10 protein-coding genes and 1 pseudogene are annotated in these 10,764 nt (G+C 72.4%); 7 read left to right on the top strand and 4 right to left on the bottom strand.

The window, feature by feature from the left end:
- Positions 1-5: 5 nt before the first annotated feature.
- Complete coding sequence (locus ACFWGJ_RS03040; protein ID WP_381833264.1) at positions 6-776, bottom strand: siderophore-interacting protein; 771 nt, start codon at positions 774-776, stop codon at positions 6-8.
- 84 nt (positions 777-860) lie between these two features.
- Between ACFWGJ_RS03040 and ACFWGJ_RS03045 the strand changes: the two genes are divergently transcribed.
- The 5 genes from ACFWGJ_RS03045 to ACFWGJ_RS03065 all read left to right on the top strand — a co-directional run bounded on the left by ACFWGJ_RS03045 (position 861) and on the right by ACFWGJ_RS03065 (position 7,233).
- Positions 861-3,077: a penicillin acylase family protein gene (locus ACFWGJ_RS03045; protein WP_387320510.1), complete on the top strand. Its 2,217-nt coding sequence runs from the start codon at positions 861-863 to the stop codon at positions 3,075-3,077.
- A complete protein-coding gene (locus ACFWGJ_RS03050) occupies positions 3,074-3,736 on the top strand; it encodes a GNAT family N-acetyltransferase (protein WP_381832550.1) in 663 nt (220 codons plus the stop codon). The genes ACFWGJ_RS03045 and ACFWGJ_RS03050 overlap by 4 nt, the downstream gene beginning before the upstream one ends.
- A gap of 1 nt (position 3,737) precedes the next feature.
- On the top strand, positions 3,738-4,217 hold the full coding sequence (locus tag ACFWGJ_RS03055; RefSeq protein ID WP_381832559.1) for a cupin domain-containing protein: 480 nt from the start codon (positions 3,738-3,740) through the stop codon (positions 4,215-4,217).
- Between the two features lie 5 nt (positions 4,218-4,222).
- Positions 4,223-5,062 carry an SDR family NAD(P)-dependent oxidoreductase gene (locus ACFWGJ_RS03060; protein WP_381832556.1) on the top strand — a complete coding sequence of 280 codons (840 nt, stop codon included), beginning with the start codon at positions 4,223-4,225 and terminating at the stop codon, positions 5,060-5,062.
- A gap of 206 nt (positions 5,063-5,268) precedes the next feature.
- A complete protein-coding gene (locus ACFWGJ_RS03065; RefSeq protein WP_387320512.1) occupies positions 5,269-7,233 on the top strand; it encodes a copper resistance CopC/CopD family protein in 1,965 nt (654 codons plus the stop codon).
- A gap of 93 nt (positions 7,234-7,326) precedes the next feature.
- Here the strand turns inward: ACFWGJ_RS03065 and ACFWGJ_RS03070 are convergent, their stop codons facing one another.
- Complete coding sequence (locus tag ACFWGJ_RS03070; RefSeq protein ID WP_387320528.1) at positions 7,327-8,316, bottom strand: aldo/keto reductase; 990 nt, start codon at positions 8,314-8,316, stop codon at positions 7,327-7,329.
- A 217-nt stretch (positions 8,317-8,533) separates the two neighbouring features.
- Here ACFWGJ_RS03070 and ACFWGJ_RS03075 point away from each other — a divergent pair, with 217 nt between their 5' ends.
- Complete coding sequence (locus tag ACFWGJ_RS03075) at positions 8,534-9,433, top strand: AraC family transcriptional regulator N-terminal domain-containing protein (RefSeq protein WP_387320514.1); 900 nt, start codon at positions 8,534-8,536, stop codon at positions 9,431-9,433.
- A gap of 25 nt (positions 9,434-9,458) precedes the next feature.
- On the opposite strand, the gene ACFWGJ_RS03080 is transcribed toward ACFWGJ_RS03075, so the two are convergent.
- A complete protein-coding gene (locus ACFWGJ_RS03080; RefSeq protein ID WP_387320516.1) occupies positions 9,459-9,911 on the bottom strand; it encodes a MarR family winged helix-turn-helix transcriptional regulator in 453 nt (150 codons plus the stop codon).
- A gap of 123 nt (positions 9,912-10,034) precedes the next feature.
- Between ACFWGJ_RS03080 and ACFWGJ_RS03085 the strand changes: the two genes are divergently transcribed.
- Positions 10,035-10,481, top strand: coding sequence for a PaaI family thioesterase (locus ACFWGJ_RS03085; RefSeq protein WP_387320519.1), 447 nt, complete (start codon positions 10,035-10,037; stop codon positions 10,479-10,481).
- A 77-nt stretch (positions 10,482-10,558) separates the two neighbouring features.
- On the opposite strand, the pseudogene ACFWGJ_RS03090 reads toward ACFWGJ_RS03085, so the two are convergent.
- Positions 10,559-10,645 (bottom strand): annotated as a pseudogene (locus ACFWGJ_RS03090) (VapC toxin family PIN domain ribonuclease); the annotation flags it as partial.
- Positions 10,646-10,764 lie beyond the last annotated feature (119 nt).

A 10,764-nucleotide genomic window follows, 5' to 3' on the forward strand; every position in this document is an offset into this window, starting at 1 on the left:
CGGGTTCAGGCCGCTCGCCAGTACCCCAGCGCGTTCACCCGCTGCTTCGGCAGGGCCAGTTCCTTGCGGAAGTACGCGGCCAGCGAGCGGGTCGTCGCCGTGTCACAGGCGATCCACACGTACGGGTCGGCGGTCTCCTTCAGCAGCTCCGGTACGGCCGCCCGCACCTGCGCCACCAGGTGGGCGCCCCGGTCGAGCCGGGGAACCGTACGCAGGTCGTGGCGGGCCGGGTCGACCCGCAGGGGCAGCCCGTCCATGCCCCGGACATCCCCGCCCCCACTGCCCGCGCCGCTCCCGCTGCTCCCTGCGGTCTCGAACCAGATCGTCGCGGGCGTCGTGCCCACCGCGCCCAGCAGGGAGTTCAGCGCGGGCAGCGAGGCCGCGTCGGCGATCGCCAGCACCCGGGACGGGGCCGGGTCGGGGTCGGTGAAGCCGGTGCCCTGGACCGTGGCCTCGATGGTGTCCCCGGCCTTCGCGGACCGCGCCCAATCGCTCGCGCACCCCTCGTGCAGCGCGAACTCCAGACCGAAGGTGCCCGCGGCGGGGTCGGGGTCCACGAGGGTGTACGCCCGCTGATGCGGTTTGCCCGCGTTGTCGAACCACAGCCGTACCCACATCGTCGGGTGCACCCCGGTCGCCGCGAGCATGCCGCCGTCGGAGAGGTGCAGCCGGCGGTAGTGCTCGGTGACGTCCTGAGCGCCCAGGACCGTGAACGTGAAGTCCTTGCCCCGGAACAGTTTGAGGACCGCGCCCTCCCAGCCGTGCCCCTGCCCCATGCCGTTTTCACCCTTCGCGTACGATTCCGCCACACGTTAATTAGGTGAGCCTAACCTAATCTTCAATCGAGGGGGAGACGCAGGGTGACTGCCGAGATCTACCGCGACGCCTGGGGCGTCCCGCACCTGCGCGCGGGCGACGCGTTCCAACTGGCCCGCGCTCAGGGCCTCGTCACGGCCCACGACCGCGCCTGGCAGATCGAGGTCGAGCGGCACAGGGCGCGCGGCACCTCGGCCGCGTTCCTCGGCGCGGACGCGCTCGCCTGGGACCGGTTCGCGAGACAGGCCCTGCTCGACGACACGGCGAGACGCTGCTTCACGGCCCTGGAGAGACGGGACCCCGAGACGGCCGCCTGGGTCCGGGCGTACGTCGACGGGGTCAACGAGGGCCTGCCCGAAGGGGCCAGCAGCGCACCGGAGTTCGGGGCCGTCGGGCTCGCCCCCGGCCGGTGGGAACCGTGGACCCCGCTGGGCGTCTGGCTGGCCACGCACATCCTGTTCGCCGGGTTCCCGGCGAAACTGTGGCGCGAGGAGGTCGTACGCCATCTCGGTCCGGACGCCGTCAGTCTGTTCGCCACCGACGGGCCCGGCACCTCCGGCAGCAACGGCTGGCTCGTCACCGGTGAGCGCACCGCCACCGGGCTGCCGGTCATCGCGGGCGATCCCCACCGGTTCATCGAGGCGCCGGGCGTCTACCAGCAAGTCCGCCTCGCCTGCCCGGAGTTCGATGTCGTGGGTCTCGCCGTACCGGGCGTTCCCGGCATCGCCCACTTCGGCCATACCGGCACGGTGGCCTGGGCGATCACCAACGCGATGGCCGACTACCAGGATCTGTACCGGGAGCGGCTCCGGCGGTCCGGCGACGGAGAGGCCGCGGAGACCGGCAAGAGCGGAGAGGGCCGGCCGGTCGAGACGCTCGGCCCGGACGGGAGGTGGCACCCGGCCGCCCGTCGCACCGAGCTGATCGAAGTGGCCGGCGCCGACCCCGTGGAGGTCGAGGTGATCGAGACCGACCGCGGCCCGGTCATCATCAACCCCGGCCCGGACCCCCACAGTGGCGGTCGCGGTGGCAGTGGCGATGGCGGGCGTGAGAACCCGACCGGTGGCCCCGTCAGCCTCCGCCACCCGCCCCGCGTCTCCCAGGATCTCGGCTTCAGTGCCCTCCTGCCCCTTCTCCGTGCCCGCCGGGTCGCCGACGTGGACCGCGCTCTCGACGACTGGGCCGAGCCCGTCAACGTCGTCCAGGCGGCCGACACCGAAGGCGGCCTGCTCCACCGCGTCGCGGGCCGCGTACCCGTACGGGACCCGCTGAACGGCACCCGGATCGTCCCGGCCTGGGAGCCCGGCCACGAGTGGCGCGGCTGGTACGCCCCCCTGCCGCGCGGGTCGGTCGACGACGGCATCGCGGTCATGGCCAACCAGCGCGGCCCCGCGAGTCCCCTCGGCGTCGAGTTCGCGCCCCCGCACCGGGCCACCCGTCTGCGTACCCTCCTCGACGCGCGGAAGGACTGGAAGGCCGCCGACATGGCAGCCTTCCACATGGACACCCATCTCGCCTCCGCGGCCCCGCTGCTGAACCGCCTCGCCGCCCTCGAAGACCTCAGCCCCGAGGCCGCCGCCCTGCGCGGTCAACTCCTCGGCTGGGACCGCCACATGGCCGCCGACAGCACGGAGGCGGCTGTGTACGCGGCGGTCCGCGGCGCCGTCGTACGCCGCCTCGCCGCCCACCCCGCCCTGGCCCCGCTGACCGAACCCCCGCCGTATCCCGAGGTGTTCCGCCCCTGGCTCGCGCTCCTCCCCCGCGTCGCCTTCGCCCTCGAAAACCTCCTCACGGCGCAGACGCTGTACGGGATCGACCGCGCCGAGATCGTCAGGGCGGCCGTGGAGGAGGTGGCCGGGGACCCGCCGAAGGGGGTGTGGGGCGACACCCACCGCCTCGCTCCCTGGCGTGCGGTGCCGGACCCCGCGTACGACGCGGGTGAGCCGGGACTCTCCGGCGATCACGACTGCGTGCTGTGCACGTCGGCCGTGCCGGGGCTCACCGACCGGGCCGCGCGGGGCCCCGCCGCCCGTTACGTGTGGGACCTGGCACGCCGTGAGGACAGCCTCTGGGTGGTGCCGTTCGGCGCGTCGGGCGTACCGGGTGCACCGCACCACCGCGACCAGCTCCCCCTGTGGCTCGGCGGAGAACTGGCCCCCGTGACCACCGACTGGACCCAGCTCCGCCCGGACCGGTCCCACGACGACAACAAGAACAAGAACAAGAACAAGAACAACAGGAACAACGAGGACAGCGCATGACGGCGTACACGACCCCGACCCCGACCTTTGCTTTTCACGACCGCGCGGCCGTCCACGAGGAGGCCGTCGAAGGTCTCGGCACCGTCCGTGTCGTGCCCGTGGACGCGGAGGCCGACCTCGACGTGCTGCACCCCTGGGTGACGGCGGAACGGGCCCGTTTCTGGGGCATGGGCGGCTTCACCAGGGAGCAGGTGCTGGAGACCTACCGGCATCTCGGCTCCCTCGACACGCACCACGCGTTCCTCGCCGTCCTCGACGGCGAACCGGCCGCGCTCTTCCAGACGTACGAACCCGAGGCCGACCGGGTCAGCGAGTGCTACGAGGTGCAGCCGGGCGACATCGGTGTCCACCTGCTGATCGGCCCGCCACCCGGGGGCGTTGGCCGGCCCGGCCACAGCACCGCCCTGCTCCGGGCCTTCACCACGTACGTCCTGCGGGTGCTCGACCGGCCGCGGGTCGTGGTCGAGCCCGACCTGCGCAACGAGAAGGCGATCGCCCGGCTGATCCGCCAGGGCTTCGTGCTCGGCCCGCCGGTCGTGCTGCCGGAGATCGACCTCCCGGAGGTGTACCTGCCGGAGAAGAAGGCGCGACTGGCTTTCCTGGTGCGGGACGGCGCATCCGCGCCCTCCGGTGGGGCATGGTCGGGGAGTGGCCAATGACATCACTCCGGAAGCCCTAGCCGCGCACTACCGAATGGAGCCCATCCCCAAGGAAGGCGGCCTCTTCCGCCGTACCTGGGCGGGTCCCGAACGCCCCGACGGACGGCCCGAGGGCTCCGCGATAGTGGCCCTCCTGACCTCGCGGCCCGGCGACTTCTCCGCCCTGCACCGCCTCCCGGCCGACGAGACCTGGCACTTCTATCTGGGGGACCCGCTGGAACTGCTGCTCCTCGCCCCCGACGGCACGTCCCGTACGGTCCTTCTCGGCCCGAACGTCCTCGGCGGCCAGCACATCCAGTTCACCGTGCCCGCCCGCACCTGGATGGGCGCCCGGGTCGCCGCGGACGGCACCTGGTCGTTCTTCGGCTGCACGATGGCACCCGGCTTCACCTACGAGGGGTACGAGCACGGGGACGGGACCGAACTCGCCGCCCGCTACCCGGCACAGGCGGCGCGGATCACCGCGCTGAGCCGCCCGTGACCGGAGTGCCGGGAGCCCCCGGTTCTCGCGGCGGGCTGCTCGAAGGCCAGGTGGCACTGATCACCGGGGCCTCGGGCGGCATCGGGCGGGGGATCGCGCTCCGGTTCGCGGCGGCGGGCGCGGCCGTCGCCGTCCACTTCCGTACGAACGAGGAGGCGGCGAGTGAAGTCGTCGCCCTCATCTCGCGATCGGGCGGTCGCGCGGTGGCCCTGAGCGCCGATCTGACCGTGGAGTCCGAGTGCCAGCGGGTGGTGCGCGAGGCCGCGGACTGGGGAGGCGGCGCGCTGACGGCCCTGGTCAACAACGCGGGCGTCCAACCGGTCCAGGAACTGCCCGGCATGAAGCTGGCGGACTGGCGTGCGGTGGCCGACGCCAACGTGTCGAGCGTGTTCGCGTGCACGCAGGCCGCGGCGGAGCTGATGCGGGATGCGCGGGATGCGCGGGACACGAGGGGCGCAGGGGATACAGGGGACGTACCCGGTGGACGTGTGCGCAGCATCACGCACATCGCGTCCATCGAGGCCACGCACCCCGCCCCGCACCACGCGCACTACTCCGCGTCGAAGGCGGCCGTCGTCATGCACGCGCGCTCGGCGGCCCTGGAGTACGGTCCCTACGGCATCCGCGTGAACACCGTCTCGCCGGGCCTGATCGACCGCGAAGGCCTCGCGCGGGCCTGGCCGGAGGGCGTACGCCGCTGGGAAGAGGCGGTGCCCACCGGGAGGCTGGGGCGCCCGGAGGACGTGGGCGACGCCTGCGTGTTCCTCGCCTCGCCGATGGCCTCCTGGATCACCGGGCACGACCTGGTGGTGGACGGGGGGATCTCGGCGCGGCCGACGTGGTGAACGGGTTGAACAGCGTGCCGCGTACATCCGTACTTCCTGAGAGGTCACTTCACAGAGGCCGCTTCACAGAGGTCACTTCCCAGAGGTCGCTTCTGCGGAGGCCACGGACGAACGCGCGACGAGCACGAGAAGCAGGACAAGCACGAGAAGCAGGACAAGCACGAGAAGCAGGACGAGCACGAGCACGAGAAGCAGGGAGAGCCGACGTGGTCCGAGTGCGCCGTACACACCGGGCCGCGGCCCTCGTCGCCCTGCTGGGCACGCTGTTGCTGCTCCTGCTGGGCGGCGCGACCTCCGCGTCCGCCCACTCGGCCGTGCGGAACACCGACCCCCGTGAAGGGTCCGTCCTGCAGACCGCGCCGCGCGAGGTCACCATGACCTTCACCGAGTCGGTCGGCATCACCGACGACTCCTTGCGCGTGCTCAGCCCCGAGAACCGCCGCGTCAACGGCGGCGACACGGAACACGTCCCCGGCAGCTCCGACAAGGTCCGCGTGCGGCTCCGCGACGACCTGCCCGACGGTACGTTCACGGTCGCGTGGCGTGTGGTCTCGGCGGACAGTCACCCCATCTCCGGCGCCTTCACCTTCTCCATCGGCGAGCCCTCCGCGACGACCGCCACCGTCTCCGCCGAGCCGGCCGTCAACCCCGCCTCGGGCGCCCTCTACGACATCGCCCGCTATGCCGCGTACGCCGCCGTCGCCCTGCTCATCGGCGTGGTCGTCTTCGTCCTCGCCTGCCGCCCGCCGAGCACCCAGCCGCTGCGCGGACTCGTGCGCGCCGGCTGGTGGACCCTCCTCGCCACCACGGTCGTCCTCGTCTTCCTGCGCGGCCCGTACGAACGCGGCACCGGCCCGTCGACCCTCCTGGACCCGGCCCTCATCGAGAACACCCTGACGAGCAGGCCGGGTTGGGCCCTGCTCGCCCGGCTCGTGCTGCTGGCGGGGGCGGCGGTCTTCCTCGTACGGACGGAGGCGGCGCTGCGGCGGTCCGGGGCCGGGTCCGATTCCGGGTCTGGGTCCGATTCCGGGTCCGGGTCCGGGGAACTCACGTCGGCGCCGGGACCGGCGCCGACGCCGGCCGTTCTCGCGGTCGGCGGGTTCCTGGCGCTGGCCCTCGCGGGCACGTGGGCCGTCGCCGAGCACGCGTCCGCCGGCATCCAGGTGCCCCTGGCGATGACGTCCACCATGCTGCATCTGCTGGCGATGGCGGTCTGGCTCGGCGGTCTCGGCGCCCTGCTCACCGCGCTGCACCGGTCCGAGGTCCCGCTCCCGGCCGTGTCCGTGCACCGTTTCTCGCGGCTGGCGTTCGCCTCGGTCACGGTCCTGGTGCTGACCGGCGTCTACCAGTCCTGGCGCGGACTCGGCTCCTTCGACGCGGTGTTCGGCACCTCGTACGGGCGGATCCTGGTCGCGAAAGTCTGCGCGGTGGTGCTGCTGCTGGCCGCGGCGGCCTTCTCGCGCCGCTGGACGGCCCGGCTCACGGAGGTGGCCCGACCGGCGGAGGCACGGGTGCCGGAGATGGCCGTGTCCGGGGCCGGGTCAGGGGCCGTGGCCGACCCGGTGTCGGAGCCGCTGGGCGACGACCCCTCGCCGCCGTCGCTCTCATCGCTGAAGGACTCCTCGTCCTCGTCCCCGTCGCCGACGTCCGGGGCGGAAGGCGGCGGGGCCGGTCACCGCGCCCTGCGCCGCTCGGTTCTCGCCGAGGTCGTCGTAGGGGTGGCGGTACTGGTCATCACGACCGTACTGACCGGCACCCAGCCCGGCCGTGCCGAACTGGAGACGGCCGCGGCGGCCGAGTCCACCGCGAACGCCCCCGGCAGCGGCCCGACCGCGTCCACGACCCTGATCCCCTTCGACGTCGGCACCCCGGGCGGCCACGGCAAGGTCCAGATCGTCCTGGAGCCGGGCCGCGTCGGCGAGAACACGGTCGAGGCGGTCGTGATCGGCCCCGACGGAGGCATCGCCACCGTCCCCGAGATCAAGCTCTCCTTCACCCTCAAGGCCCAGAAGATCGGCCCCATCGACGCCCGGCTCACCGACCAGGGCGGCTACTGGGGGACCCGGTCCCTCAATCTGCCCCTCGCCGGCACCTGGACGATGAAGGTCACCATCCGCACGTCGGACATCGACCAGGTGTCGGAGACACGGCAGGTGAAGATCGCCCGCTGACCTGGGGAAAGGGCTGCGCCGACCTGCGGAGGAGACGGTGCCGGCCCGCGGAGGCGACGGTCGGGCCCGGGGTGTGCCGGGCCCCGGATGTCGCTACCAGGTCGGCATGATCGCCTCGGGGTAACGGGACCCGGCGGCCCCCCTGGGCAGGATCTCCTGGACGCGGGCCAGGTCCTGCGGAGTCAGCGTGACGTCCGCGGCGGCCACGTTCTCGGCGAGGCGCTGCGGGCTGCGGGTGCCCGGGATCGGGACGACGTCGTCGCCCTGGGCCAGCAGCCAGGCCAGGGCCAGCTGCGTCACGGAGATCCCCTTGGCCGCCGCGAGGGCGGTCAGTTCGCGGATGGCGGTCAGGTTCCGCTCGTAGTTGCCGGGCTGCCAGCGGTCGTCCCAGCTGCGCATGTCGTCGGCGGGATACTCGGCGGCCGGCTTCACGGTGCCGGTCAGGAACCCCCGGCCGAGCGGCGAATACGGTACGAATCCGATGCCCAGCTCGCGCACCACGGGCAGCACGTCGGCCTCGACGGCCCGCTCGAACACGGAGTACTCGGTCTGCAGCACGGACACCGGGTGGACGGCGTGGGCGCGCCGCAGGATGTCGGGCCCGGCCTCGCTCAGCCCCAGGTACCGCACCTTGCCTTCGGCGATCAGTTCGCCGATCGTGCCCGCCACGTCCTCGATGGGGACATCCGGGTCGACGCGGTGCTGGTACAGCACGTCGATGCGGTCGGTCCCGAGGTGGCGGAGGCTGTTCTCGGTGACCTCGCGGATGTGCTCGGGTCGGCTGTTGAGGGCGTACCCGTCGGCGTTCTGCGGGGCGTCCATGTCGAAGCCGAACTTGGTGGCGATCACGACGTCGTCGCGGATGCCGCGCAGGGCCCGGCCGAGCAGCTGCTCGTTGCTCCCGGTGCCCATGCCGTACAGCTCAGCGGTGTCGAAGAGCGTGACGCCGAGTTCGTACGCCCGGCGGATGGTCGCGATACCGCCGGGTTCGTCCCCGGCGCCGTACGCCATGGTCATGCCCATGGTGCCGAGGCCGATCGCGCCGACGCTCAGCCCCTGCCCGCCGAGAGCACGAACGGACAGCCCACTGCTCTTGTCCTGCCGTCCCTCGTCCTGCCCGCCCTGCTGCCCGCCCTGCTGCCCGTTCTGCTGCCCGTTCTGCTGTCCATTGTCTTGCTGTGTCATGCCGTCAACGCTAGGAGCGCGCACGCCGCAGGTCATGGGCAGCCGACCGCATAGGATTGCCTGATCCTCTCAGAGCCACCCGGCCCGGGCCCGCGGACACAGACAGGGAGCGCGCATGCTGGACGAACTCGCCGCGGCCATCGCCCGGCACGGCAGCGACATGTGGTCCGACACCGCGGTGCCGCGCCAGCGACTGGTGACACTCGACGAGGCGCAGGCGCCGCTCGATCTGCTCTACGAGCCGATGATCTGCTTCGTCGTCCAGGGCTCCAAGAGCAGTGTCGCGGGCGAGCGGAGCTGGACGGCCGGGAGCGGGCAGGTGTTCCTCAACTCGCTGGTCCTGCCGGTCACGGCCACGTTCGAGGAGGTGCCGTACCGCTCGGCGGTCCTGCGCCTGGACGGTGTCCGGCTCGCCGACCTCCTGCTGGAACTGGAACCGGACGGCACCGACCGGCCCGCTCTCCCCGGCCCGGGCCCCACCGGCCCGGTCACGGCACCGATGACTCCCGAGATCGCCGACGCGGTCACCCGCTGGGTACGGCTCCTCGACACCCCGCAGGACATCCGCGCCCTGGCGGGCCGTTTCGAGACGGAGATCCTCTACCGGCTGCTCGGCACCGCGCTCGGCCCGACCCTGCGGCACTACACCCTGGCGGACTCGCCCGCGGCCAGGGTCCGTACGGCGGCCCGCTGGATCTGCGCACGGTTCGCCGAGCCGCTCGCCGTCGACGAGATCGCGGCGACGGCGCACATGAGCACCGCGAGCCTGCACCGCAATTTCAAGGCGGCCACGGGGATGAGCCCCCTGCGCTTCCAGAAGCACCTGCGCCTCCAGGAGGCCCGCCGGCTCCTCCTCGCCGGTGACACCACGGCGGCGCTGGTCGCGGAGAAGGTCGGTTACGTGTCGGCGACCCAGTTCAACCGCGAGTACCGGCGGACGTACGGCCTGCCGCCGGGGCAGGACACGGCCCGCCTGAGAGACCGACTGGCGGCCGCCGGCAGTCGGCCGGTCTAGGCCGTCCCCCTTCCTCCTCCCTCCCTCACTCGGCATCCCAGTGGGCAAGGCGGTCCAGGGCGGCGGAGGTCCGCGCGAAGCCCTGGCCGCCGAGGAGGGCGCGCAGCTCAGCGTTGAAGCGGTCGATCTCCGGCTGGGCGGCGCGCAGGGCGGCACCGCCCTCGTCAGTGAGCTCAAGGGTGACGGCCCGGTGCTCGCGCGGATGGGCCCGCCGCACGACGAACCCGGCCGCCGTGAGCCGGGCGACGAGCGCGGTGACGGCGGACTCACGCAGCCCCAGGGTGCGGGCGAGCTCCCGCTGGGTGCCACCGGGCCGGTCCCGCACGGCGAACAGCGCACCGAGCTGCGCGGTGGTGACCCCGGCGGCGGCCGTACAGCGCCGGTCCGCGACGGTACGCAGCCGATGCGCGGCCCGCTGCAGAAGAAAGAACAACCGCTGATCGGCTACGACTTCGGACCCGCGTTCGGACTCGGACATGCCCCGATGTTGACAGACGCGACAGCCGTACGGGACTCTCACTTCACTAGTGAAGTAAGGGCGACGAACGACAGCACGCCCCCTCTCTCCCGCCCCCGACGTCCGAAACTGAGGTGTAGGTGTGTGAAGGCCCCCCTGACCCTGCCTCTGCCCCTGGACCTGGCCGCCGCCCAAGAGGCCCTGGCGGCGCAGCCTTTCAGCAAGCTGCTCGGCACGCGCCTGGTGGCTTTCGGCGAGGGCGAGGCGGTCCTGGAACTGGACATCCGGGACGACCTGCGCCAGCAGAACGGCTTCGTGCACGGCGGCGTACTCGCCTACGCGGCCGACAACGCCCTGACCTTCGCCGCGGGCAGCGCCGCCGGAGCACACGTACTCACCTCGGGCTTCACCATCGACTACCTACGCCCGGCGGACGGCACCCTCTTACGGGCCCACGCCCACGTCGTACGAGCCGGCCGCACCCGAATAGTCTGCCGCTGCGACCTGTCGACACTGGACACGCAGGACACACGGGGAACCCGGAGGCTGTGCGCGGTGGCACAGGGAACGATCGCGCTACGAACTCCCTGAACCGGCTGAGTGAGGTCGTGGACGCGCCCGTCGAAGGCACGGCACTCAGCCGAAGGCCAGCGGGTACGTGGGGTTCCGCACTCGAAGTCGTGATCGCGATGGAGCAGGGTGAGCCCCTGCAACTCGGCGGTCGCGGCGACGACCAGGTCGACAGCACTGACGGCGTCCGACGCCTCACCAGCGGCGAGGCAGATCACCGTTCACCGGAGCCCGCGCCGGTCCAATCACAGCAACTGGGTCCAAAACTGAGACCACTAACGTTGAAGGGCCCCACCGCAAGCGG

The sequence above is a fragment of the Streptomyces sp. NPDC060205 genome (assembly GCF_042728395.1).
GTDB lineage: Bacteria > Actinomycetota > Actinomycetes > Streptomycetales > Streptomycetaceae > Streptomyces.

What these genes read in the sequence shown, in the direction of transcription:
- ACFWGJ_RS03040 (WP_381833264.1), bottom strand. Translation starts at nt 776, where the DNA reads ATGGGGCAGGGGCACGGCTGGGAGGGCGCGGTCCTCAAACTGTTCCGG.
- ACFWGJ_RS03050 (WP_381832550.1), top strand. Translation starts at nt 3,074, where the DNA reads ATGACGGCGTACACGACCCCGACCCCGACCTTTGCTTTTCACGACCGC.
- ACFWGJ_RS03075 (WP_387320514.1), top strand. Translation starts at nt 8,534, where the DNA reads ATGCTGGACGAACTCGCCGCGGCCATCGCCCGGCACGGCAGCGACATG.
- ACFWGJ_RS03080 (WP_387320516.1), bottom strand. Translation starts at nt 9,911, where the DNA reads ATGTCCGAGTCCGAACGCGGGTCCGAAGTCGTAGCCGATCAGCGGTTG.